23 protein-coding genes are annotated in these 26,058 nt (G+C 38.7%); 18 read left to right on the top strand and 5 right to left on the bottom strand.

The annotated features are described in order from the left end of the window. Positions 1 to 6 precede the first annotated feature (6 nt). The 9 genes from RE409_RS12710 (at position 7) to RE409_RS12750 (ending at position 9,435) form a co-directional block, all read left to right on the top strand. A complete protein-coding gene (locus tag RE409_RS12710) occupies positions 7 to 1,695 on the top strand; it encodes a thiamine pyrophosphate-binding protein (protein WP_201180707.1) in 1,689 nt (562 codons plus the stop codon). 13 nt (positions 1,696 to 1,708) lie between these two features. Next, complete coding sequence (locus tag RE409_RS12715) at positions 1,709 to 3,154, top strand: aldehyde dehydrogenase family protein (protein ID WP_309559075.1); 1,446 nt, start codon at positions 1,709 to 1,711, stop codon at positions 3,152 to 3,154. 16 nt (positions 3,155 to 3,170) lie between these two features. After that, on the top strand, positions 3,171 to 3,956 hold the full coding sequence (nadX, locus tag RE409_RS12720; protein ID WP_201224666.1) for an aspartate dehydrogenase: 786 nt from the start codon (positions 3,171 to 3,173) through the stop codon (positions 3,954 to 3,956). A gap of 46 nt (positions 3,957 to 4,002) precedes the next feature. Continuing rightward, on the top strand, positions 4,003 to 5,304 hold the full coding sequence (locus RE409_RS12725; protein ID WP_053345929.1) for an aromatic ring-hydroxylating oxygenase subunit alpha: 1,302 nt from the start codon (positions 4,003 to 4,005) through the stop codon (positions 5,302 to 5,304). Positions 5,305 to 5,325: 21 nt separating this feature from the next. Then, on the top strand, positions 5,326 to 5,835 hold the full coding sequence (locus tag RE409_RS12730) for an aromatic-ring-hydroxylating dioxygenase subunit beta (protein WP_201180703.1): 510 nt from the start codon (positions 5,326 to 5,328) through the stop codon (positions 5,833 to 5,835). Positions 5,836 to 5,876: 41 nt separating this feature from the next. Further along, positions 5,877 to 6,665, top strand: a complete 789-nt coding sequence (locus RE409_RS12735; RefSeq protein WP_242485426.1) for an SDR family NAD(P)-dependent oxidoreductase — start codon at positions 5,877 to 5,879, stop codon at positions 6,663 to 6,665. Between the two features lie 45 nt (positions 6,666 to 6,710). After that, positions 6,711 to 7,670: a VOC family protein gene (locus RE409_RS12740; RefSeq protein ID WP_201249514.1), complete on the top strand. Its 960-nt coding sequence runs from the start codon at positions 6,711 to 6,713 to the stop codon at positions 7,668 to 7,670. A gap of 237 nt (positions 7,671 to 7,907) precedes the next feature. After that, positions 7,908 to 8,162 carry a ferredoxin gene (locus RE409_RS12745; RefSeq protein ID WP_201180701.1) on the top strand — a complete coding sequence of 85 codons (255 nt, stop codon included), beginning with the start codon at positions 7,908 to 7,910 and terminating at the stop codon, positions 8,160 to 8,162. Between the two features lie 280 nt (positions 8,163 to 8,442). After that, complete coding sequence (locus RE409_RS12750) at positions 8,443 to 9,435, top strand: NAD(P)/FAD-dependent oxidoreductase (RefSeq protein WP_201249512.1); 993 nt, start codon at positions 8,443 to 8,445, stop codon at positions 9,433 to 9,435. A 41-nt stretch (positions 9,436 to 9,476) separates the two neighbouring features. Here RE409_RS12750 and RE409_RS12755 read toward each other — a convergent pair whose 3' ends face one another. Together RE409_RS12755 and RE409_RS12760 are read right to left on the bottom strand one after the other, a co-directional pair. Continuing rightward, the gene (locus RE409_RS12755; RefSeq protein WP_201249511.1) at positions 9,477 to 9,734 is read right to left on the bottom strand and encodes a GntR family transcriptional regulator; all 258 of its coding nucleotides are present in this window, start codon (positions 9,732 to 9,734) and stop codon (positions 9,477 to 9,479) included. Between the two features lie 766 nt (positions 9,735 to 10,500). Then, a complete protein-coding gene (locus RE409_RS12760) occupies positions 10,501 to 11,277 on the bottom strand; it encodes a 3-hydroxybutyrate dehydrogenase (protein ID WP_201224660.1) in 777 nt (258 codons plus the stop codon). A 263-nt stretch (positions 11,278 to 11,540) separates the two neighbouring features. Here RE409_RS12760 and RE409_RS12765 point away from each other — a divergent pair, with 263 nt between their 5' ends. From RE409_RS12765 to RE409_RS12790, 6 genes are all read left to right on the top strand, one after another. Further along, on the top strand, positions 11,541 to 12,488 hold the full coding sequence (locus tag RE409_RS12765; RefSeq protein ID WP_309559076.1) for a 3-hydroxyacyl-CoA dehydrogenase family protein: 948 nt from the start codon (positions 11,541 to 11,543) through the stop codon (positions 12,486 to 12,488). Continuing rightward, a complete protein-coding gene (locus RE409_RS12770) occupies positions 12,485 to 13,660 on the top strand; it encodes an acetyl-CoA C-acetyltransferase (RefSeq protein ID WP_201180694.1) in 1,176 nt (391 codons plus the stop codon). Before RE409_RS12765 ends, RE409_RS12770 begins: the two co-directional genes overlap by 4 nt. 66 nt (positions 13,661 to 13,726) lie before the next feature. Further along, entirely contained in the window at positions 13,727 to 15,397 is a 1,671-nt protein-coding gene (locus RE409_RS12775; RefSeq protein WP_201249509.1) for a sigma-54 interaction domain-containing protein, read from the top strand. A 608-nt stretch (positions 15,398 to 16,005) separates the two neighbouring features. Then, a complete protein-coding gene (locus RE409_RS12780; protein ID WP_201180691.1) occupies positions 16,006 to 17,391 on the top strand; it encodes a GntP family permease in 1,386 nt (461 codons plus the stop codon). Between the two features lie 31 nt (positions 17,392 to 17,422). Further along, positions 17,423 to 18,118 (top strand): CoA transferase subunit A, encoded by a 696-nt coding sequence (locus RE409_RS12785; protein ID WP_201180689.1) that lies wholly within the window; start codon positions 17,423 to 17,425, stop codon positions 18,116 to 18,118. A gap of 17 nt (positions 18,119 to 18,135) precedes the next feature. Continuing rightward, positions 18,136 to 18,783 (top strand): 3-oxoacid CoA-transferase subunit B, encoded by a 648-nt coding sequence (locus RE409_RS12790; RefSeq protein WP_201180687.1) that lies wholly within the window; start codon positions 18,136 to 18,138, stop codon positions 18,781 to 18,783. A 229-nt stretch (positions 18,784 to 19,012) separates the two neighbouring features. On the opposite strand, the gene RE409_RS12795 is transcribed toward RE409_RS12790, so the two are convergent. Genes RE409_RS12795 through RE409_RS12805 form a run of 3 tightly spaced genes read right to left on the bottom strand, consistent with a single transcriptional unit; the run spans position 19,013 to position 22,726 of the window. Then, positions 19,013 to 20,098, bottom strand: a complete 1,086-nt coding sequence (locus RE409_RS12795) for a Ger(x)C family spore germination protein (RefSeq protein ID WP_201180685.1) — start codon at positions 20,096 to 20,098, stop codon at positions 19,013 to 19,015. After that, on the bottom strand, positions 20,095 to 21,186 hold the full coding sequence (locus tag RE409_RS12800; protein WP_201249507.1) for a GerAB/ArcD/ProY family transporter: 1,092 nt from the start codon (positions 21,184 to 21,186) through the stop codon (positions 20,095 to 20,097). The genes RE409_RS12795 and RE409_RS12800 overlap by 4 nt, the downstream gene beginning before the upstream one ends. A gap of 19 nt (positions 21,187 to 21,205) precedes the next feature. Then, positions 21,206 to 22,726, bottom strand: a complete 1,521-nt coding sequence (locus RE409_RS12805; protein ID WP_201224654.1) for a spore germination protein — start codon at positions 22,724 to 22,726, stop codon at positions 21,206 to 21,208. A 526-nt stretch (positions 22,727 to 23,252) separates the two neighbouring features. Between RE409_RS12805 and RE409_RS12810 the strand changes: the two genes are divergently transcribed. The 3 genes from RE409_RS12810 (at position 23,253) to RE409_RS12820 (ending at position 26,053) form a co-directional block, all read left to right on the top strand. Beyond that, a complete protein-coding gene (locus RE409_RS12810; protein ID WP_201180679.1) occupies positions 23,253 to 23,441 on the top strand; it encodes a hypothetical protein in 189 nt (62 codons plus the stop codon). A gap of 181 nt (positions 23,442 to 23,622) precedes the next feature. Beyond that, complete coding sequence (locus RE409_RS12815; protein ID WP_056519293.1) at positions 23,623 to 24,129, top strand: acyl-CoA thioesterase; 507 nt, start codon at positions 23,623 to 23,625, stop codon at positions 24,127 to 24,129. A gap of 562 nt (positions 24,130 to 24,691) precedes the next feature. Further along, positions 24,692 to 26,053: a cytochrome ubiquinol oxidase subunit I gene (locus tag RE409_RS12820; RefSeq protein WP_201224652.1), complete on the top strand. Its 1,362-nt coding sequence runs from the start codon at positions 24,692 to 24,694 to the stop codon at positions 26,051 to 26,053. Positions 26,054 to 26,058: the final 5 nt, after the last annotated feature.

Here is a 26,058-nt window from a genome sequence, read left to right on the forward strand (position 1 = left end):
AACAATATGAAAAAACAAGAAGAAATAGAGTTTACGACCGCTGATTCCATCGTAAAAGAGCTAGTGCAAGCTGGCGTAGAAGCTGCTTTCGGGATTGTCAGTATTCATAATATGCCTATCTATGATGCGATTCTTAGAGAAGGAAGCATTAAACTCATCTGTTCACGTGGAGAGAGCGGTGCAGTCAATATGGCCGATGGTTATGCACGTGCGACTGGAAAACTAGGTGTAGTAATTACTAGTACAGGTACAGGAGCAGGAAATGCAGCAGGTTCATTAGTAGAAGCTTGGGCCGCTGGTGTTCCCCTTCTTCATCTTACCGGCGAAGTCGCTTCAACATATCTTGGAACAGGTAGAGGATACATACATGAATGTAAAGACCAGCTCTCGATGATGAGCGGTGCTTGTAAAAATGCTGTAAGGCTTAGAAATCCGGCACAATCAGCTGCGGTTGTAAGAAAGGCGATTCAAGAAGCGTTAACTGCGCCAACTGGACCAGTTACATTGGAAATTCCAATTGACTATCAATCGGCAATTATTGAGGATATTTCTCTCGATGGAATACAAGTTGCAACATCTGAAAAACAATCAACGGCATTTATTCCTGAACAAGCCGTGGAAAAAATGGTTGAAGCGCGCCGTCCAGTGATTTGGGCCGGAGGTGGTGTCATAAGTGCTAATGCTTCGCAAGAGCTGCAAAAATTGGCGGAACTTCTTGGTGCAGCAGTTATAACAAGCCAATCAGGAAAAGGTTCGATTCCCGAAAACCACGAGCAATGCATAGGACATTTCGCGGCTTATGAGTCCACAAAAGAGTTTTTGCAAAATGCGGATTTGTTAATCAGCGTAGGTGTTCGTTTTAGAGGGAATGAAACGTCCAACTGGAAAGTACCAGTACCTGAAGAGCATATTGCAATCGATGCAGATTTGCAGGCAATTAACCGTAACTATAAGTCGACAATAGGTTTGGTTGGCGATGCGAAAGATATGTTAGCGGCCCTCATTCAAAAGCTTGAAGAAAAGTCAGTTTATGCAGATCCTTCTTATGTAAGTGAAGTCCGTTCACTTAGAAATGAAGTGCGCGCACAACTGCGTGCAACGCTTGGACCGTATGAGCAATTTGTAGATGGCATGAGAGAAAATTTGCCGAACGATACCATTATTGTTCGAGATGTTACTGTTCAGGCAAACGTTTGGGGCAGCCGTTTATTTGAAATTTATGAACCGAGAACCTCAATTCATGCATCTGGTGGCGGAATTGGTCAAGGCCTTCCAACAGCTATTGGCGCCCAAATGGGCTGTCAAGATAAAACAGTTGTGCTGATGGCTGGAGATGGTGGTTTTATGGTTAATGTCGGGGAAATGGTTACTGCAGCTGAAGAAAATTTACCTGTTATCATTGTATTATTTGATGACTCAGGCTACGGTGTTCTCCGCAATATTCAAGAAGCTGCCTATGGGCGCCAGGTAGCAGTTGATTTATTGAGTCCAGATTTTGTGAAACTTGCTGAGTCCATGCACTTTGATGCTGTACGGATTGGTTCTGGGGATGAATTTGTAAGCGAACTGAAAAAAGCAAAAGAAAGACGTAAGCCTTCAATGATCGTTGTTGATATGGAAGCTGTGGGACCAATGGCAAAGCCGTTTGGTGGACCTCCAGGAGCAGCCGAAGCATTTAAACCAAAAAAACTTTAATGGAGGATTGAGAATGATTTCGACATATCCGGTTGTTTCAGGTAAATACCTTGTTAATGGAGAATGGAAAGAAATAACAGAAACAGTTGATGTAATCAATCCCGCAAACACGTCAGAAGTAGTCGGCCAAGTGGCAATTTGTTCTGAAGTAATCGTAAATGAAACGATAGAAGTGGCAGTTAAGGCTTATGAAACCTGGTCTCGCTCTGATGTAAAGGACCGGGCTACCCGGATGAATACAGCGGCAGAGGAACTGGCTAAAATAATTGAGGAAAATGTCACAGTTTTTGTTCGAGAAAATGGAAAAACGCTTGTTGAAGCTAAAAAGGATTTACTACGTTGTGTTGAGGTCATGAAGGGTTGTGCAACAGAGGTACTTAACTGGTGGCAACCAGAAGTGCTCCCAGGAAATCAAAATGTACAAGTCAGAAGAAGAGCGAGAGGTGTCACGGCAATCATCACACCGTGGAACTCTCCGATGATTTTGACATTTAAACGAGTCATACCAGCGATTTTAGCAGGCAATACTGTTGTTGTGAAACCTGCTACAAATTGTCCGTTAACGATAATGACTTGTTTAAAAGTGGTAGCTGAACATTTTCCGCCAGGAGTCATTAATATTGTGTCTGGTTCAGGAAAAGCAATCGGAGACACACTTTGCTCTGATTCTCGTGTGCGTACCGTTGCTTTTGTCGGCAGTACAGAAACTGGAAAAGAAATTATGAAGAAATCAGCAGGAAATCTACAAAAAGTTTATATGGAACTTGGAGGTAATGATCCTGCTATTATTTTGGAAGATGCCAACATGGATGAAGCAGCAATCAAACGTTTGAGAATGGGTATTTTACGAGCTGCAGGCCATGTATGCTCTGCTGTTAAACGAGTGTATGTCCATGAATCACGCTTTGACGAAGTTGTGAAAAAATTAACCAAAGAGTTTGGCCGAGTCGTGGTTGGTGATGGCATTCAGCCTGATGTAACAATGGGGCCATTGAATAATAAAGCACAGTTTGACTTTGTGAATGAGTTGATCGAACGTACGGCTAAGTCTGGTGGAAAAGTTGTCACTACTGGGATACAACTTAATCCAGAAACATGGGATCAAGGTTATTATATGCTTCCTTCTATTATTACAGGAGTCGATCAGCAAAGCGAAGTGGTCCGGGTCGAGCAATTTGGACCAGTCATCCCTATTTTGCCTTTCTCTGATGTTGATGAAGCGGTAAGGTTAGCGAATGATAGTGAATTTGGTTTGCGTGCGTCTGTTTGGACTGTGAATGAAGAATTAGCTATAGCGATGGCCGATCGTCTCGAAGCAGGAGCGGTTTTCCATAATAACCATACCGTTTTCAACGAATTGGCCCTCGATTTTCCTGGTTTAAAAGAAAGTGGTGTTTCCCGCGAAACGAGACATTGTGGACTTGAATTCTTTGCAGACTCATATGGGTTTGCTGATTGAGGAAGGATGAAATTACATGAAACTAGGGCTAATTGGATGCGGTAATATCGGGAAATTTCTGCTTCAGGCAATAAATAAAGACGGACTTCTTCCAGGAGGGAAAATCGTTTCGATTTATGCACGCCGTGAAGAAATAGCAGCTCAACTAGTTGAAGAATTTGGGACACAGTCGTATAGTGATGTTGACTCTCTCCTTAATTCAGATGTGGATTTAGTCATAGAAGCAGCGACAATTGAAGCTGCTGAAGAGTACGCATTGAAAGTGATAAAAAGCGGAAAAAATCTTTTATTAAGCAGCATAGGTGTAATGGCCGATGCTGCTTATGAAGACAATATTAAACGCCTCTGCCAAAAAAATAACGTTAATATTTTCCTCCCGTCCGGTGCAATCGGAGGTCTCGATGTACTTAAATCGGCAAAAGCAGTTAATGGACTTGAATCCGTGAGTATCACAACGAGAAAACCGCCTAGCGCGTTGCCTGCAGGTTCTTCATTAGAAGAAGAAACGGTATTATTCGAAGGTTCTGCTGCGGAAGCAATTAAGCAGTTTCCGAGAAATATTAATGTTGCTATTGTATTGTCTTTGGCTGGTCTCGGGTCTGAAAAGACGAAAGTGAAAATCATTGCCGATCCATATGTATTGAAAAATATTCATCTTATTGAAGCGTCAGGTTCATTCGGAAAACTTAAACTTGAAGTAGAAAATGATCCAATGCCAAACAATCCGAAAACGAGTTACTTAGCTGCGTTAAGTGTATTGGCTACTCTGCAAAACAAAGAGAAGAGTGTTCAAATTGGGTAATAATTGATTTAAGTCATTTCATGTTCATAGAGGGGAGACTACAAGTATGCTTAAAACTGATAAATCCATAGAAGAAATGTCGAAACAGCAAGTTGTTAGCTATTTGAACGAAACGGTCAAACCAGAGGAAGGAGTAATACCTGCTTACCTCCTAGGCAATCAAACGGTTTACGATATAGAACATGAAAAAGTATTTTTGAAAACATGGGTCTTTGTCGGTCATGAATCTGAAGTCCCGAACAAAGGAGACTACATGACACGTGACCTCGCAGGATATTCGCTCATTATTACACGTGATAATGAAGGGGGAATTCGTGCTTTTTATAATATGTGTACCCATCGTGGAATGAAACTTTGTCGGGCTGACAAAGGTAACAAGACTTTATTTACGTGTCCATATCATGGATTTAACTTTAAAAACACAGGAGAGCTTGTGGGTGTGCCACTTCAAAAAGATATTTATGGCGGGACGCTTGATCGTTCACAAATGGGGCTTCACCAAGTGAAGCTTGAATCCTATAAAGGTCTTTTATTTGGAACATGGAATGAAGATGTAGAGCCGCTTGAAGAGTTTCTAGGTGATATTAAATGGTATTTAGATATCCTTGTAGGACGGGCAGAAATGGAAGTAATCGGGGTCCCTCAACGATTTGTTGTTAGTTCTAACTGGAAAGTAGGTTCTGATAACTTTGTTGGTGATTCCTATCATACGATGGTCACACATGGTTCAATTGCAAAACTAGGAATGGTACCTAATGCAACGTATTCAAAGCGTGGTTTTCAAATTCATACGGAAAACGGACATGGACTAAACTTAGGAACACCTAACCCTGATTTTGCTTTCCCGGAAGAATTGAAAAATGAATTTAAAAGTAATTTGTCAGAAGAACAATATGAAGTATTATCAAACTTAAAAAATATGATTGGAAACGTTTTCCCGAACTTATCATTTTTAATTTCTCATACAAAAATTAAAGACCAGTTTATCTCTAACACTTCAATTAGAATGTGGCGGCCAATTGGTCACAATAAGATGGAAGTAATCGCTTGGATGCTCGTTGAAAAAAACGCCTCTCAAGATTGGAAAGATCGTTCAAGAGATTCGTTTATCTTGACGTTTAGCCCATCTGGCATTTTTGAGCAAGATGACACGGAAGTATTTACGGACATTACTGAAGCCGCCCAGGGTCCGATGCCTTTTCTAAAGAATTTAACTTATAATTATACAATGGGTCTTCATCGCGAACCTGTTGATTTTATCGGACCAGGTGTTGCTTACGATGATAAATTTACAGAAGCAAGTCAACGGAATTTTTATAAATACTGGTTGGAATTAATGACGAAATGATAAGCGGGAGGGGGAAGAAAAATGAAAGTGGAAGAAATGCTTGTTAAATGTGAATTTGAACAGTGGTTGTATGATGAAGCACAATTACTTGATGATATTGAATTTGATGAATGGTTCGATCTAATGCATTCGAGTTTGTGTTATCAAATGCCTGTACGTGTCAATAAGGAAGGAGTTGAACGTCCGGATTATTCAACTAAAATGTTTACATTTAATGATGATATTGAATTACTTAAGCTCCGCGTAGATCGTTTGAAAACGGATTATGCATGGGCAGAAATTCCTCCTTCCAGAACGCGGCGTTTTGTCAGCAACGTGCGTGTTAAAGACTTTGTTGAAGGTGAAAAGGCGGTCGTTAAGAGCTATCTACTTATCTATCGAAGCCGTAGCACTGATATTCAACACGATTTGATTTCGGGGGAACGAAATGATGAATTCATATTCGAAGATGGTAAATGGAAACTTTCCAAACGGATATTCATTGTTGATCAAACAACAATAAATACAAGGAACCTCGCTATCTTCGTATAACAGTAAGTATCGTAAAAAAGATAACAAGGAGGTTGGTTACAATGGCAATGGCCTTAAAAGATAAAGTAGTGTTGATTACTGGTGGTAATTCGGGTATAGGAGAAGCTGTCACTCGACGTTTTATACAAGAAGGGGCAAAAGTCAGCATTATCGGCCGCTCTATAGAAACGCTAAAGAAAATGAAAGAGGAATTTGGTGAAGAAATTCTCATTAACCAAGGAGATGTAAGTAAATACGAAGACAATGAGAAGGCTGTACAGGCCACTGTTAAGCAATTTGGGAAGTTAGATGTTCTCGTCGCTAATGCAGGAGTCTTCGATGGATTTGCTAAATTTGCCGACGTAACTCCCGATGCACTTTCCGAAGCATATGATTTCCTGCTCAATATTAACGTTAAAGGCTCTTTCTTCGGTGCGAAAGCAGCACTTGAAGAACTGCAGAAATCTAATGGCAATATTATTTTTACTGTATCTGGTGCAAGTTTCTATCCTGATGGAGGTGGCGTTTGGTACACAGCAAGCAAGCACGCTCAAATCGGATTAATGCGCCAACTTGCGTTCGAACTCGCTCCAAATATTCGGGTAAATGCTGTAGCGCCTGGTGGCACACTGACAGCATTATCGGTCATTCCACCTCTGAGCCCATTTGTTAAAGTCGTGGATAATGATACAAAAGCAAGCAGCATTAAAAAAAGAAACCCACTTCAACTTGCCCAGTTGCCAGAAGATCACGTTGCTGCGTATGTACTGTTAGCTTCTGACGAAGCGCGCGCGATTACCGGTGAAGTCATTTCTAGTGATGGTGGATTGTCAGTGAGGGGACTTGGCTGAATGAATGTTTAGAATAAATAGACTTTAGAAAGAAGGTTTATAAACATGACTGAATCACTATTAGGCAATAGAAATATTAATCAGCTTGCATTTGTTGTAAAAGATATTGAATCTGCTAATGTAGCTTTTACAAAATTGTTAGGCATTAAGAAGGTTGAACCATTTCTAACTGGTGACAGTACTGTTTCGAAGGTGATTTTTAAAGGTGAACCAACAGATTCAAAATCTAAACTGGCTTTTCTTAATACACCAACCGTCCAATTCGAACTCATAGAACCGGATAAAAATCCAGGAACAATGCGTGAGTTTTTGGATACAGTAGGTGAAGGAATTCATCATATTGCTTTTGATGTTGACTCTATCCAAAAGAGGCTTCCTGTGATGGAGAAAAGTGGATATCCAGTATTGCAAACAGGTGAATTTACCTCGAGTGACGGCCGGTACGTGTATGTAGATACACTAGATGATCATAAAACGTTAGTTGAACTGCTTGAGAGTGCAGAACCGAGGCAAACAGTGTGGGAAAAACCGGAAGATGATAGCGTTCAGCCGCTTTTAGGGACTAACAAAGTAGAACAGCTTGCAATTGTCGTTAAAGACCTTGATGCGGCTGCGGATGCCTACTGTAGATTACTAGATATGGAAAAACCGTCGATCATTCACTCTGGTTCCCCTGAGGTAACAAATGTGATTTACAAAGGAAAGCCTACCGAAGGAAAATCAAGATATATATTTTTCAATACGCCATTAATTCAAATTGAATTGATTGAGCCGGGCGATTCTCCGAGTACTTGGAAGCATCATCTTGAAACGTATGGGGAAGGAGTTCACCATATCTCGTTTGTCGTAAAAGATATGGATGAGAAAATGAAGATGTTGGAAAAAATGGGTTATCCGGTCATTCAGACAGGTAACTTTTATAACGGAAAAGGACGATATGCATATATGGACACGACATCGACATATAAAGTGATTATTGAATTGCTAGAACGTTTTGATACGTAAACGAATGTCATTCAATTACCAGCTAAAATATGTGTTCATATTAAAGTGTCTGAACACTTAGGACTTACATAATGAGTAATTATCAATACTCAGTGAAGCATTAATTTGGAAACATAGAAAATCTGAACAAGAATGAGTAAATAGAAAAAGCATAGGAAATAGCCAGATTTCTACAACCAGATTTGTATGAGCCTTGGGTAGAAACTGGAACTTAGAAAGGAGAGAAAACGAGGGGAAATGGCTAATTATACGATTGTTGATAAAGAAACTTGTATTGCTTGTGGAGCATGTGGAGCTACAGCTCCTGAAATTTATGATTACGATGAAGAAGGTATTGCATTTGTTACATTAGATAATAATGAAGGAACAGCGGTCATCCCTGATGAATTAGAGGAGAATGTGCTAGATGCTTTAGAAGGATGTCCAACCGAATCTATAAAAATAGCCCAAGCTTCTTTTGATGGCAATCCTTTTAAACTGGAGATATCTTAAAATGGTCTCAACTAGTACCAGGTTTATATGATTCCTTAGAATCATGTTATTTTTTAGTAAGGAAAATAAAGTCGCTAGTTTGACATTATTTATTATTGCTACATTGAAAAGCATAAGCCGGATATTTAACATTTTTGACTCCTTGTATTTTGTTATCACTTATCATTGTAATGAGAAATATCACTAGAAATATGGCAAGTCCGCCCTTCAAGATTTATAGATCCATGACCAGAAAGAAGAACGATTGATTCTAATAGGGTATAACTCGAGGTGATTACTGATGATAGAAGAAAAGAAGATTGATGATATTACAATTATTGGTGGCGGTCCAGTAGGTTTATTTACAGCTTTCTATGGTGGAATGAGGCAAGCAAAGGTGAAAATCATAGAGAGTCTTCCACAATTGGGAGGACAACTCACCGCTCTTTACCCTGAAAAATTCATTTATGATATAGCTGGATTTCCAAAAGTACGGGCTCAAGAATTGGTAGAGAATTTAAAAGAACAAATGAAGGTATTCGAACCGACGATTTGTCTTGACGAAGCGGTTAAACTGATTGAAAAGCAAGAAGATGGGACATTTAAAATCACTACAAACCTAGATACTCATTTTTCTAAATCAGTTATTATTACTGCAGGGAATGGAGCTTTTCAGCCTCGTAAATTAGAACTAGAAGATGCAACACAGTTTGAAAACAAGAATTTACATTATTTTGTGAATGACATGACTCGATTCAAAGGAAAAAAAGTAGCGATTCTAGGCGGTGGAGATTCGGCTCTTGATTGGGCACTTATGCTTGAGCCTATCGCTGAAAAAGTAACATTGATACATCGAAGAGATAAATTTCGTGCTCATGAACATAGTGTAAACCAATTGATGAATTCGTCTGTTGAAGTCAAAACACCATATGTTCCTTCAGAGCTGGTAGGAGCAGATCAAATCACTAAAATTGTCTTAGAACACACTAAGACTCAACAAAAAGAACTAGTTGATATAGATGACCTAATTGTTAACTATGGTTTTATTTCCTCTCTTGGCCCAATTAAAGAATGGGGTCTAAAACTTGAGAAAAATTCAATTATAGTTAATTCCAAGCAAGAAACAAATATTTCAGGCATATACGCTGCCGGGGATATTTGTACGTATGAAGGAAAGGTTAAATTAATTACAACAGGATTTGGTGAAGGTCCTACTGCAGTCAATAATGCTAAAGCCTATATTGATCCTAAAGCCAAAGTTCAGCCAATGCATAGTACTTCCTTATTCGCATGATTTGCTAGTAGTGCATTAAATTGTAGTCTTAAAAGTGATTTTCAAGGGTAATGGTAAAGTAGTATTTTTTGACCATACCCTTGAATGTTTTCCTGTTCCAATTTTCTCAATGCTTCACGAACCGGTGTACGGCTACAGTTAAATTGTTGGGCGATATCATCTTCCGTTAAACGATCCCCAGGTAAAAATACCCCTTCTATAATTGCATTCTTAACAACGTAAAATATTGCTTCCCTTAAGGGTTTAGATGAATAATATTCAATTTGCTCTTTAATATACTGATAATGGTTTGCTTCCATGGTGCTCCCTTCGAATATACAATTAATATACATGTATATTAATTGTATATTAAAACTCATTTGAAGTCATTCAAAGCCTCTGGTATAAGTTACTATAACCAAATGCCGATACGTATATATGGACACCCAGAGCCTTCTTGTTACTAGGAATCGCATCATAATGTTGTTTTTTTGTCTCTGAATTCTTTTCTTCTTTTTCATTATGGAGGTCCTTCAGGAAAAAATGGTATTTTTCCTTAAATTATTCACAAAATATAATAGCTACACAAAATAATGTAAAAAAAGACAATATGAACATGGAGAGTGATTAGTAATGGAAGAAATATACGAAGAAAGATTTTGTAAAACTTGTAAAAAAGAGACAGTTCATACAGTGAGAGAAGATGCATTAGAAATAGAATATATCTGCAATGAATGTAGTCAGCACCAAGAGATTTTTAAGACGTTTTTTTAGAAATTATTCCAATTTAAATTTGAGAACTTCTTAAATTTTTAGGCACTCTCAATCATAACTTTAAGATTAAATAGTATGAATTTATTTTGTACCTATGAAATTGAAATCTACGGAGTGAGTGGTTAATGGCTACTAACTCTTTTTTTCTTTCTTTTTTTGTTTGGATATGACCTACCATTTTTAATGTCAATAAAAAATAACACCTTATTTATTATTTGTTTCCTTCGTAGGATAAAGAAAACCCAGATAAAGGGCGCTTTATTAAGTGTCCTTTATCCGGGTTATAATCCTCTGGTAGGAGCTCTTTTCTTTTTATTGAGCTGTATAACCACCATCCAACACAACAGCCTGGCCGGTGATGCCTCGGGCTTTGTCACTTGCTAGGAAAATGGCATAATCGGCGATTTCGCTTACGTCGAGTAAGCGGTTTTGTGGGACGAGCGGATAGATAACTTCTTCCAAAACGCTTTCTAGTGGCACTTGTCTTGTTCTTGCTAGATCTTCCAGTTGGCCGCGTACGAGAGGTGTGTCCACGTATCCTGGGCAAAGGGCGTTTACTGTTATTCCCGAAGATGCGCTTTCAAGGGCGGCGACTTTCGTCAATCCAATTACACCGTGTTTTGCACTATTGTACGCTGCTTTATTAGCAAATCCAATCAGTCCATTAATGGAAGAGATATTAATGATTCTGCCAAAACCTTGTTCTTTCATAATGGGCAAAACGTTTTTAATTGCTATGAATGGAGCGGTTAGCATAATTTTGATCATCTGTTCGAATTTTTCAGTTGGGAACTCTTCAATCGGAGCAACATGCTGAAGTCCAGCGTTATTAATGAAAATATCAATTCGGCCATATTTCCTTTTGGTCTGTTTGATTAGTTGAATAATTTCTTCTTCATTTGTTACGTCTGCTTTAAAGCCGGTGACTTCCAAGCCTTTGTTTCTTAAATCTAGAGCTGCATCTTCAACTGTAATTTGATTAAGGTCTGAAAGAACGACCTTTGCTCCATTTTCAGCAAAGATCTTTCCAATTTCAAAACCGATTCCTCTAGCAGACCCCGTAATGATCGCCACTTTATCTTTAACCATATTACATTCCTCCAAAAAAAATGTAACGGTCTAAATCTGTCAAAAAGTTTAGTTTGATATATAGGGAATATTCATATGAAATCAAATTTAAAATATCAAGGGAAGGTAATAAAAATATGGGGGGATGGTTATTGATTTAGAGTCTATCATAATTTTCAAAATAACAAAAGATTTTTATTTTCTCTTAGTGTTGGCATGGATATTGCATGTATATAAGTTGAGTAAAATGTAGGAAATATCATGGATAAGAAAGGAGAAACGAGATGATCAAAAATATAGCAATTATCGGTTCAGGTGTAATGGGGAGTGGAATCGCTCAGTCATTCGCAGTTAGCGGGTATTTCGTCACTATCAACGATATTAAAGAAGAGTTTCTATCGAAAGCCCAAGATCGAATATCTGAGAATCTATCCCTGCTCATTGAAGAAGGTGCTATGACTGAACAGGAAAAGCAGGGTGCTTTATCTAATATTACATATAAGGTTGACTTGAAGGAGGCCGTCAAGGATGCTGACTTTATAATTGAGGCTATTCCGGAAGTCATTGAATTGAAGTTGGACCTTTATCAACAATTGGAGCAAATAGTGAAAGAGGATGCAATTATTGCTTCAAATACATCCACCTTCCCGATTTCTCGATTGATGGAGACTGCTTCGTTTGCGGACCGGATGATAATCGCGCATTTTTTTAATCCTGGGCATCTGGTTCCTTTAGTTGAAATTGTTCAGCATAATGTAACAAAGCCGGAAGTCGTCGAGGCTACACTTAATTTAATTCGTAAAATAGGCAAGTCTCCGATTCTTTTAAAAAAAGAAATAGCAGGATTCATTGCCAATCGTCTGCAGACTGCCTTGATGCGGGAAGCCTTTTATCTCTTAAAAGAGGGCGTAGCCACTGCTGAGGATATTGATACAGCCATTACAGCGGGACCTGGATTTCGCTGGGCGTTTACTGGGCCAATCGAGATTGCTGATTTTGGGGGGCTTGATACATGGCAGCGCGTTTTTGATAATGTTGCACCAGAGTTGGACCAAAGTAAGCAAGCCCCGATCATTATTCGGGATTTAGTGGAAAAGGGGAAGCTTGGGGCGAAGTCAGGTGAAGGGATTTTCACTTATGAGGAATCTACCGTTTCTCAGAAAATCAATGAGAGGGACCGTAATTTTATTAAACTAGGAAAATTAAAAATGGAGAAGGAGGAAGTATTATGAGAGAAGTAGTGATTGTAGGAGCAGCAAGAACACCAGTTGGTACGCTTGGAGGTAGTCTTGCCAATGTTTCAGCGGTTGAACTGGGAGTGGTAGCAGCTAAAGAAGCAATTAAGCGGGCCAATATTTCGGCTGACATGATCGATGAGGTATTGGTTGGGAATATTCTATCGGCCGGGTTAGGGCAAAATGTGGCACGTCAGGTTGCGATTCATGCAGGGGTCCCGGAAACAACACCAGCTATGGCCATCAATAAGCTTTGCGGGTCGGGGCTCCGTACGGTAATTATGGGGGCCCAATTCATAGCACTTGGTGATGCCGATGTGATTCTTGCTGGGGGTATTGAAAGCATGAGCAATGCCCCGTATTTACTTCCGAATTACCGTTTTGGACAGAAGATGGGGAATGCCGAGGTCGTGGATTCAATGACTTATGATGCCTTAACGGATGTTTTTAATCAGTATCATATGGGTGTAACGGCCGAGAATATTGCGGCACAGTGGGAAATCAGTCGTGTAAAGCAGGATGAATTTGCTTTACATAGTCAGTTGAAAGCTGAAAAGGCCCAAATTGAAGGTCGATTTGTAGATGAAATCGTCCCTGTTGAATATAAACGCAGAGGAAAAACGGTCTTAGTTGACCAAGATGAACATCCACGCCATGGGCTAACGATAGACCAGCTAACGAAACTTCGACCTGCTTTTAAGGAAAATGGAACGGTTACGGCCGGAAATGCGTCTGGAATCAATGATGGCGGTGCGATGCTGGTATTGATGTCTAAAGAAAAAGCTGACGAGCTGGGACTGGAAATTTTAGCATCTATCAAGTCATATGCTAACGCTGCGCTTGATCCAAAAATCATGGGATACGGTCCAGTACCTGCGACAAAAAAAGCTTTAGCAAAAGCGGGATTGAAAATTGATGAAATTGATTTAATGGAAGTGAATGAAGCCTTTGCGGCACAGTCACTCGCTGTGCTGAAGGACCTTGAACTGGATCCAGAAAAAGTGAATGTTAATGGCGGTGCGATAGCACTTGGCCATCCTGTAGGTGCTTCTGGTGCGCGGATTTTAGTTACATTATTGTATGAAATGAAGCGTAGAGGTGCAAAAACGGGCCTTGCTACTTTATGTATTGGTGGCGGGCAGGGTACAGCGCTGATTGTTGAACGGTAAAGGTGACTTGGTCTTATTTTCCTATGATATAATGGGTAAACATCAGATGGATTAAGGAGAATAGGTATGGCCAATGATAATAAAACGGTTCAATTAGAATTAGTAAAAGCGATATTGGAAGAATTACCTTTTGGGATTTTGGTAACGAAAAACGAAAAAGAAATCGTCCTATACAATCGCGTATTATCTGAGGGGTTTTCAGAGGATCAATTTGATCAGCAAACAACGTTGATTATTAAAAAAAATCTATTGTCAGCTGTAAATACGCCTATTTATTTGAACGGTAATAATGTGATTGTTAGAAAAGAGATTGTTCAAGTGGCTGATGAGGAGTATCAATTTTATTTCCTGTTATTTACGAACAATAAAAATGATTTTCTTAATATTGATAATCATGAAGAAATCCTTTTTAAAGATATTATTGAATTTGCCTATGATGGTTTGGTTATGGTCGATACGGAAGGGTATGTACAAATGTTGAGCCATGCATATGCTGATTTTCTTGGGGTCGATCAGGAAAGCTCAATTGGGAAGCATGTAACGGAAATCATCGAAAATACCCGTATGCATTTAGTAGCCAAAACTGGCAAACAGGAAGTCGCTGAATTACAAAAAATTAAAGATAATTACATTATTGCGACCCGTTCCCCGATTCTGAAACAAGGTAAAATCGTAGGGGCGGTCGGGAAAATATTATTTAAAAATGTCGGGCAATTTACGGCTCTTTCCAAACGGGTAAACTTATTGGAAATAGAGCTAAAAAAGTATAAAGGTGATTTTCGCGAGAGAAATAAAGCATCCTATACGTTTGATCATATTATGGGGAAAAGTCCTGCTCTTATGGAAGTAAAAGTACAAGCCAGAATTGCAGCTAAAAGTGACTCAAATGTGTTGATACTGGGTGAAAGCGGAACAGGTAAGGAGCTGTTTGCCCATTCCATTCATAATGAAAGCAGACGAGCCATGGGTGTATTCGTTAAAGTGAACTGTGCAGCTATCCCAGCAGAATTGCTAGAGTCAGAGCTCTTTGGCTATGAAGAGGGTTCTTTCACCGGTGCAAAAAAAGGCGGGAAGGCAGGTAAGTTCGAAGCAGCTGATGGCGGGACAATTTTTCTTGATGAAATCGGTGAGCTACCACTGCATATGCAGGTGAAATTACTTCGTGTTTTACAAGAAAAAGAAATTGAACGGGTCGGTTCTACGGGCAGTGTTCAGATTGATGTACGGGTAATCGCGGCAACGAACCGCAATCTAGAAGAAATGGTTTCAAAAGGTGAGTTCAGGCTTGATTTGTATTATCGGTTAAAGGTCATGCAAATTCACGTTCCGTCCTTAAGGAAGCGATTAGAGGACGTTGAAATTCTGGTGAATTATTTTGTTGAAAAATACCAAAACCTTATGAAAAAGCGTGTACAGGGTATGAGTGATCAAGCTTTACGGCTACTTCGTTTTTATAAGTGGCCGGGTAATATTCGTGAGCTGGAAAATATCATTGAACGCGCGTTGAATATTGTTGATGAAGAGGAAATGATAGATTCCAAGCATCTTCCTGAAGAAATAACGGGTCACAAAGAACTAGCCCCAATCCGCACTTTAGCCGAAGTAATGGAAGAAACCGAACGTGCTACAATATTTTCTTGTCTGGAAATGACTTCAGGTAATAAATCCGAAACGGCAAAGCGGCTCGGAGTGAGTCGGACGACACTTTATGAGAAGATGAATAAGTATGGTTTATGAATTATGATTGTAGAAAAGTACCCTGTGCATTTGCAACGGGTACTTTTTTATACTTTTGAACAACCTCTTTTAGAGGATTAATATAGATGTTTCGTAGTGGTCTTTATTAGGAACCTACGACACTTGTGTAAGTCGGCGAGTTTTCTTTGTTTGGATTTTTTATGAATGTGTTAAGAAATCCGTTCATTAAACGAGAGGTAATTTGAAAAGTGTATGAAAAGGCTTACACTTTTTTTGAGGTTATAAATAGAGTGTAAAGAAACCTGAACAGTTTTAGAGGAGTTTAGCTTCTACAGTTAATAAAAAGGGGAAGGAAAATGATTTGAAATGCTTTAATAGATGAGTGATTTTAAATTTTAATTATGTTGGCACGAATATTGCATATGTATTTTACTGAATGGTCCATCTGTCATTTTACAAAGGGCTACGATTGGGAAAATGGATAGGGAGCAATTTTAAAGTTTCATAGTTTGTTGAAAGCATTATCAATTGGGGGAAGTAGTAGTATAATCATTCAGCTTGACTTGGGGAAGGCAGGCTCGAATTGTAAAATCCGATTGAAAATGTGAATTTGGGGGCATAGGGAGAAGAGAAAAGGGGGAATTGTATTGGTGATTCAAATTTTAGCCATTGTTGTGGCTCTTGGACTTTTAATCTTTTTAGCTTATAGAGGTTATCCGGTCATTATTATAGCACCGCTTGTTACATTATTGGCGGTCATTTTATCTGGTGGTCATTTGTTACCGAGCTATACAGAGACATATATGACATATGCAGCAAATTATGTAAAATCATTCTTCCCAATATTTCTATTAGGTGCTATATTTGGGAAAGTAATGGAGATGAGTGGTGCAGCAGCATCTATTGCCAAGACCATCGTTAAATCACTAGGTTCAAAGCGGGCCATTCTTGCTGTAGTCCTAGCCTGTTCAGCGCTGACATATGGTGGGGTTTCACTGTTTGTTGTAGCCTTTGCAGTTTATCCATTTGCTGCAGCGATTTATAAAGAGGCGGATATTCCAAAGCGGTTATTGCCAGGAACCATAGCACTGGGTGCTTTCACTTATACGATGGATGCGCTTCCTGGAACACCGCAGATTCAAAACATCATTCCAACGAATTATTTTGGAACAGATACGTATGCGGCACCATTAATTGGAATCATTGGCGCAATCATGGTATTCACAGGTGGAATGATCTGGTTAGAACATCGTCGTAAACAAGCGTTAGCAAAAGGTGAAGGTTACGGGGAAGGACATACTAATGAACCCGAAAGTGGCGAACAGCAAAACCTGCCTAACTTTTGGCTGTCCATCGTACCACTTGTGCTTGTAGTTGCGTTCAACTTCGCTTTCAGTCGCAGTGCTATTTCCGTAAAGAACTGGTATGATGGCACGATGTTAAAGGAAACCTTCAATATCGCTGATGTAAGCTCCGTAACTTCTTCTTGGTCTTTAATTGTTGCACTGACAATCGGGATCCTAGCAGCGATGCTTCTGAATGTTGGGCGCATAAAGGTCAAACTGGCAAGTGGTTTAACAGCTGCTGCAATGGGATCTTTGCTAGCAATCTTCAATACCGCTTCTGAGGTTGGTTTTGGAAATGTTGTGAAAACGCTTCCGGGTTTCTCTGTGATTCAAAATTGGGTGTTCAACGCAAGCAGCAATCCACTCGTTTCGGAAGCAGTCGCTGTCAATGTGCTATCAGGAATTACCGGATCTGCTTCTGGTGGACTTTCCATTGCATTAGAGGTAATGGGAAGTCATTACTTGCAGGTGGCACAAACTGTTGGGTTCAGCCCGGAAATGCTTCATCGTATTGCTTCCATGGCATCCGGAGGGATGGATACGCTTCCACATAACGGTGCCGTTATTACATTACTTGCGATTACAGGATTGACACATCGGCAATCGTATAAAGACATATTTGTTATTACGATCTTGAAAACGGTTACAGTGTTCATCCTTGCTTTTTCAGCATCACTGTTTATTTAAAAGAATAAACTAAGAAATGGAGATGGAGAAAATGGGAAAATTATTGTCTTCTTTGGATAGTGCCATTCAACAAATTGAGGATGGAGCAACGATTGTTGTTGGCGGTTTTGGATTAAGTGGAATTCCAGAAAATCTAATTCATGCTTTGCGTGATAAAGGAGTAAAAGATTTGACTGTTATCAGCAATAATTGTGGAGTCGATGATGCAGGTCTCGGACTATTGTTGGAGAATAGGCAAATCAAAAAAATGATTGCTTCTTATGTAGGTGAAAATAAACTGTTTGAGCAACAATTTTTAAATGGAGAACTGGAGGTTGAGCTAGTTCCTCAGGGGACGCTTGCTGAGCGTCTAAGAGCGGGTGGAGCAGGTATTCCTGCTTTTTATACAGCTACTGGAGTTGGGACAGAAGTGGCTGAAGGTAAAGAACATAAGGAATTTGATGGTCGCACATACATTATGGAAAAAGGGCTAGTCGGGGACTTCGCCTTTATCAAAGCATGGAAGTCAGATCCGTTTGGTAATCTCATTTATAGAAAAACGGCAAGAAACTTTAACCCAGTTGTAGCCACCGCGGGGAAAATCACGATTGCCGAAGTGGAGGAGCTTGTTAATATTGGAGAGCTTGATCCAGATGAAATTCATACTCCTGGGGTTTATGTACAAAAAATCTTTGTAGGAAACCATTATCAAAAACGAATTGAAAAACTTACAACCACTAACGTATAAAAAGGGGGAGTTTTCGAATGTCAAGACAACAAATATTAGAACGGGCCGTAAAAGAAATCCAAGATGGTATGTGTGTGAATTTAGGAATCGGCATGCCGACCTTGATTGCTAACATGATTCCTGGTGACCTCAATGTCATGCTTCAATCAGAAAATGGCTTACTTGGAATTGGGCCTTATCCAAATAAAGATGAAGTGGATCCGGATCTGATTAATGCAGGAAAGGAAACAGTAACGGCAAAAGCCGGGGCTTCCTTTTTTGATAGTGCTGAGTCGTTCGCGATGATTCGCGGCGGACATATCGATCTTGCCATTTTAGGTGGAATGGAAGTTTCCGAAAAAGGGGATTTAGCTAACTGGATGATCCCTGGGAAGATGGTAAAAGGAATGGGTGGGGCGATGGACCTCGTCCAAGGGGCAAAACGAATCGTTGTCATTATGGATCATGTGAACAAGCATGGGGAATCAAAAGTGAAAAAGAGCTGTACACTGCCATTGACGGGAGAGAATGTCATCCATTGCCTGATTACTGACTTGGCTGTTTTTCAATTTTCAGAAGCAGGTATGGAATTGATCGAATTGCAGAACGGCGTTACACTTGATCAAGTGAAACGCAATACAGAGGCTGACTTTACTGTAAGCTCGTCTTTAGAAATAAAGGGGTAAGTAAAAAAGTCAATTTGAACTATGGTTTTTTCGTTCCATGAAGATCCTCATTTTTCAGAGGGTGATATCTCTATTTTTAGAACAGAGTGAAATTTTCACTCTGTTCTTTTACCTTTTGTGAAATATTAATTTAGCCCTATCGGGTCATAAAAGTATTACCTTTATCAACTCCTTTGAAGGAATAAAGAGGTTGTAATTAGATGCCATTTACTTCATCTATTAATTGACCTTATTCCGAAACGCCAGTTTGAAGAATGTGAACTTCAGTTTCTACTTTTATCGTCATATTAGGATAAATCTTTTTCCATTCTTCATATGTCATTCTTTTATTTTTGGCATGATATTTCTCCTTTAAGCCAATCGGATCAATGTTTTTTTTCTGAAAATCATTAATAAGTTTGTTAGCTTCCCTAGTTAAATCCTGTTTCATTGCCATTTCAATTTTTTTAATCATTTTTCTATTTGTTAGGTTTTCACTTCTCATGGATTCCTTTACTTGACCTTCAATTTTGATTTTAATCGTGATCGAGGGGTCACTCCCTGAGTTTGAAACATTATAACTTGAACCACTTCGGATACTCTCTACCACAATTTCGCTTTTTTTCTTATCTTTTAAACTGAATTTATAAATTCCTCGTTTATGGGATTGAACTAAAGTCTTAAATACAAACATATTTTGGGTTTTCACTTTACTCACTATTTTATTTTCGTGTATCAATGCTACTCCAGAAACCATAATATCGTTATTACGTTTTTTTAATAACGGAAGAAACGCATCTCCGCCATCTGCTAGAGCGTCCTTTAAAAAAATATGGAGATTAGTATCCGGTCCGTTACCAGATTCTTTTTGTTGAGTAATTAAATCGGCTAAAAAAATGCCAATATTCACATTGCTATTAGGAGATTTTGTATAAATGACATCTTTAACCTTTCCTTCGACAATTGCCAAAATAACCCTGTTCCCAAGTTGGGGTTCACGGTAGATATAATCGGTTAGCTCTGTCATTCCAATTTGTTGAACGATTTTCTCACTAAAAAAAACGATTCGTGTCTGTCCAAGGAGCACCGGCTTATTTGCCTTTTTTGATACAATAGCTTGAACATCACTCGTTGTCGTTGATTTTCCACTTAAGATTTGATATTTCCCCATCTTTTCTTGTTGAAAGATGGGGATGACGAACATTCCTTCGATCATATCATCCTTTGTTAAATCGTAGCCAATAGCCTGGGCCATATTCACTTCGTCGACTACTTTCTGTTGTGCACAGCTGCAAAGAAGTGAATAGATTAGGATAACAGGAAGTACTTTTCTCATAAACGTTTCCTCAATTTCTTTGTATAAATGATTAACAAAAGAAGAGGCAAGTATAAACAAATGAAGTACAGGCCATATGGATTGATAATTTTATTCAAAATATAAAGGGAATCCATATCAAAAACAAAAATATTGATAAGCAGAATAATAATACTCATACACCATAATGGATACTTTTGCTGAACATTAAATAAGCGTTTAAATCCCCTGCTGGCAGCCCATAATGAAATGGTCATATTGGGTATGATAACTAAGGCCCACCAAGAGATCTCAATATATTCGAAACGTTGAATAAAGGGCAACTCGACAACGCTAGTCATTGTCAGTGTCGGCCAAATAGTCAGGACTAACTGTTTTTGTGAATAAAAGACCAGTGAAACTAAATAAATGAACACGGTCAGTAACGTAGTTGTTAAGGCACCTCCATGGGCATATTTTTGTGAAGTTTTAGCATCTTTGATAAACGGATAAAATATCAGAATCATTTCAAATCCAATCATGGTTAATGAATTATCTTGTACTCCTTTAAGTATATCTAAAATGCTGTGGTCAAAAATAGGAAGCAAATTCGTAAATTCAGCATATTTCATAGCATAGATGAGGTCAAATAGAAGCCAGTATGTCAACAATACGCTTAAAAAGGTAACGCCGGTAACAGTTCGGAACCCCCCAGAATTTATGTAATAAATCAGAATTAGAAACACTAGAGCAAATGCCCAGGAAGGTACTTCTTCAAACATCCAAACATGTACGACATTTATATAGCTAATTATTACTGTCATCCCAAGAATCAAAAAGTAAATGATGAATAACAGACTGAAAAAATTCCCAAGCCATTTCCCTAATGCCTGTGTATTGGCGGAAATGATATCCCCTGGAACGATACTGAATATTTTATAGATGATCCAAATCATAATATGAACAATTAGCCCTGCTAGAATTATGGAGATCCAGCCGTCCGTCCCCGCCGACTTCGCTAAAACTCTTTGGAAACTCAACACACCTATGCCTGTTTGCATGGAATGTACTAAAAAAAATACATAGAATGGTGATACTTTATATTTATCATTTACACCAGCTTGGTTCATACAGCACCCTCATTTTTTATCACTCATTAAAATCATTCTTTCTTTTTTTTGATGTTTTTTGCTTTTGTGGTTGTCTTGTCACATTCTCTGTTCGTAAATTTACAGGTCGTGACTGGAAAAAATTAAAAGGAAGCCGAACAAAGCTGTCTTTCCAATCTTTAATGCGAAACGGGTATATTGGTTCTAGGTAAGGATGTCCCATTGAAGTCAACTTAATAAGATGTGTCATTAAAAACACGGAAGCAAGGGTTATCCCAAGCAAACCCCAGATTTGTGCCCCTAGTAGAAAGGGGAATCTAAGTAATCGAATAGCATTTCCCATTTTATAAATTGGCGTTACAAATGATGCTAGTGCCGATAAGGCGACAATGATTAATAAAATATTACTGGTAAGTCCAGCCACAACAGCAGCCTGACCGATAACAATACCGCCGACGATACCTAATGTCTGACCTACCTTTGTTGGTAACCTGGCAGCGGCTTCCCTTAACAGTTCAATTGAAATCTCTAAGAATAAAGCTTCAATTAAAGGAGGGAAAGGTATCAAATTCCTTGAAGCAACAATCGTCTCCAAAAGGTCTTTAGGAATCAGTTCATAATGAAAGGTCAGCACGGCTACATAAAGAGGTGTAGCGAATATAGAAAAAATGACCGCGAATATTCTTAATAATCGGAAAGCGGAAGCTGGAACCCAGGGCATATTATAATCTTCCATGGTAATAAAATACTCCAATAAAATGGTTGGAGCAATTAGTGCAGAAGAAGACCTATCTATCACCATGGCTACCTTACCTTCAGACAAAGCACTTGCAATCCGATCGGGTCTTTCCGTATGTAAGAAAAGTGGGAATAGAGTATTTGAATCATCATAAAGCATTTGCGCTAGATTGGATCCATCCAAAATTTCATCGAACTCTATTTCATTGATTCGTTGTATAACGGTATCGACATTTTCCTGTTCAACAATTCCTTCTATATATATAACAGCTACTTTTGTTTTAGATAAGGATCCTACAGTTAATTCATTTACTTGTAACTCTGGGATAGGCAGTCTTTTTCTCACTAGATTCAGATTGATATCAATATCTTCGACAAAAGCTTCTTGAGGACTAATGATTCCAAATTCAAGCTCGGGTTTACCAATTTGTCTTCCTTGTTTGGAGGCAATATTTATCAACAAACACTCATCGAGGTTGGTATCTAAACGAATGGCAATTTCGCCTCTCATTATCCTTTCTTCAATTACCTTCCTAGTGCAAGTGATTAGAGTATTCTCTATGGGGATATTTTCTTTAATTTGTTCCAAACTAATCGTTTCTAAAGTTGGTATTACAGATAGTACGCTCTCATGTAGTTCTTGCCCGTCAATTAAAGAGCGATAAAAAGATACCCAATAGCCAATTCCTTTTAAGTTGCCTTGATGGTTTATAAAATCATTTGATGACGAAAGGGAATTAAATAGGCTTCGTATATCGGAAACCTTATTAAAATCGTCTTTTTGATTTAAGTTTTTTTGGGAATTTCTGCGGTTAAACAACATTTCCACCTCTAAACTTAAGCTTTTTATCCTATTATTCCAATTACATCCCATATTAACCTTATTAGAATATAATTGTAACTTGTTTCGTAAATGGTACATTACTTGCCACAAAGCCGAATAGAGCCACTAGGCCCTATGCGTAAAGTGTGTCATTCGGAAATCATTTTATTCTAAAGAAGGATTATTAATCGACGAAAGGATGGGTGAATGTTTTGAGGTGTAGTCAAGATTGATTTTCAGCATGATAGAAAACTGTGTAAGATATATCGATTCAAAATTAAGAGTTAAGAATGTGTCTTTTATCGTTGTTCATTTTAAGAGATTTTTTCTTAAGAAAACAATAACTAAAATACAATCTGACATTTGGTATCATGGGCATACTCCAAAGGAAGAAGGGGAATGTTGTCTTGAAAATTGATGTTATTGTAAACGCCTTAAAACTAGGGTCTAAATGATTGCACGCTTTCGTATATAAAACTGGAAAAAGAGGAACTAGTTTTAACTCGATTAACCAAAGGAGTTCACCATGAGAAGCAAAACCTTGCATATTAAATTGGATCAAAAGCTGGAAAATCTAAAATCTCTAATGGTTATGCAGGATGATGTAGTTGGTGGTGTCATTATCGGACAAGCAGCTGTTCAAGCGAATCTGCTGCAGTCTCCAGATGATTATTATGAAAGGTGGGTAGCGGGCTGGCTAGCACTTCAAAACTAGCCACACCTATAAAGTAAATTGGTGAATGATATTAAAAAGTAAGCTGCGCATTCTCGGAACACTAGGCTACGTAGGCCGATAGTGTTTAAAGGATAAAAAGCTCAAAATTGTATCATAATATAACCATATACTAAAAGTTTACATAGGTGATTTTAGGTCCCATGTTTAGGAGGACGGGTTTATAGAAGCTAAATATTGCAGAGAATCAAGGGTGATAAGAACAAGTCGTATATTCCCAAATGATGTGAACAATCATAATACATTATTTGGCGGCCGGTTAATGAGTGACGTAGATCAAGTAGCATCGATTTCTGCAGCACGTCATAGCCGAAGAGAATGTGTAACTGCTTCAACAGATTCAGTTGACTTTTTACATCCCATTCGTACAACAGATTCAGTATGTTTTATATCTTATGTGGCATGGACAGGCACATCTTCAATGGAGGTATTTGTGAAAATTATTGCTGAAGATTTAAAAAGCAGTGTACGTAGAATTGCAGCGACTGCTCTATTAACATTTGTTGCACTTGATGAACATAAACGTCCAACACGTGTTCCACAAGTTATTCCGGAAACAGAAGAAGAAAAAAAATTACATGAAACGGCATTAGATCGAGCAAGTATGCGGAAACAGAGAAAACAAAAAAGCAAAGATGTGGCTACGTTTTTAAATGTAGATTATCCTTAACTTTCATATAGAAGATAAAACTTATAACCTACGAGGTGCAAAGACAATAAATCAAAATGTAAGGAATGAAAAAATGTTAATTCAGTTACAGGATGATTTATTATTCACAGGAAGTGATTGATAAGAAGGTTCAAAGGGTATTTAGGATCCTGACATATAAAATACATATATAGGCTAGTACCCGTGCTTTTAATCTGATGTTTGTGAAAATCCCTCCTAAAATTGGGCAAATGTCAATGCCGACCGCAAATACACACATAGACTACTATAATGTAGGGTATGTGTGTATTTTTATGAGAAGGAAATATTTATTATTTGCACAGCTATAATAAAATCGCCGTTCGTACATGCAATCTAAGCTAGGTTAAGAAGCGATCAACTGGAAATAATATATCCCAAGAATAACCTCGACAGAATAAATATATTCTAATACTCAAAAGACGGTAAACAGGCTACAAAATTCCGACAAAAACTCAGGAAACATAGTATGTGGGATTTTATTAAATATTTTCCTTTTATGCGGAGATACTATCAGGAGACAAAGGTTAGAAAGGAAGACAGTATGGATCATATACAAATGGCCCGTGCGATGTTCGGGACGAATATGGCTGTACATATCATATTTGCAACGATTGGCGTCGGGTTGCCGATGATGATGTTGGCGGCAGAATTGATGTACCAAAGGACAAAAGATTTACAGTATGTTGTCATGGCGAAACGATGGACTAAAACATTAGGGGTGTTGCTTGGGGTTGGGATTCCGACTGGTACGATTGCGGGTGTACAACTGTCACTTTTATGGCCTGGATTCATGGAAGTGATTGGGCGAGTTATGGCGCTTCCGTTCCAGATTGAGATTTATGCATTTATGATTGAAGCGTTGTTCATGTCCATCTACGTGTATGCTGCTGAAAAAATCAAGCCATGGGCTCGTGTCGTGAGTTTATTCTTTGTTGCTTTTGGAGCTATGGCATCAGCTGTCTTGATTTCTAATGTACATGCTTTTGAGGGGACACCGGCTGGGTTTCGGTTTGAAAATGGGGAAATTGTCGATGTTGATCCTTGGGCGGCTTTTTTTAACCCAAGTTTCTTAGTAACAGCAGGACATACTGCACTGACAGCTTATACGACAGGTGCTTTTGTCGTAGCAGCAGTTGCAGCCTATAAGATGTTGAAGAATAAATTTGGTACTACTGAATTTAATTTTCACCAAAAAGCATTAAAGCTCAGCATTGTATTAGGATTGGTCTTCTCTTTTTTGACGGCACTTAACGGTCACGCGACGACCCAGCATTTATATAGGGAACAGCCGGAAAAATTGGCGGCCGCAGAAGGCTTGTTTGAAACAAAGGACCATGCAGGACTTACTTTATTCGGCTATACCGACAGGGAAGCTCAGGAAGTGAAGTATGGGATTGAATTTCCATGGGTATTAAGCTTCTTATCAGGCAATAGTTTTGATACAGTCGTTACCGGTTTGAACGATTTTCCAGAAGAGTATTGGCCACCGCTTTATGTCCATATTTTATTCAATGCTATGGTCCTTATTGGTTCAGGCTTAATCGCTTTAGCCTTGTTCGCTTTAGTCTGGAATAAGTGGTTGAAGAAGGATACTTATCCCAGATGGGTTCTATGGCTGTTTGTTGCTGCAGGCCCGTCATCGGTGATTTCGATAGAATGCGGTTGGATTTTTGCTTGTACAGGCAGACAGCCGTGGACGATATACAGGATGCTTTCCACTGCGGATTCAGTAACTTCATATGAAAATCTAGGGTTTTTATTCACGATGTTCATTCTTGTATATATCATTTTATGCGTATCCGTCGTGTTTACACTTTTGTATTATTTCAAACGTCATTCTGTGATGGATGATATATATATAGCCGAACAGAAAGATGAGAGGCTGTTCGATTCTAATTCATAAAAGGG

Source organism: Peribacillus sp. R9-11, assembly GCF_031345095.1.
GTDB lineage: Bacteria > Bacillota > Bacilli > Bacillales > DSM-1321 > Peribacillus > Peribacillus butanolivorans.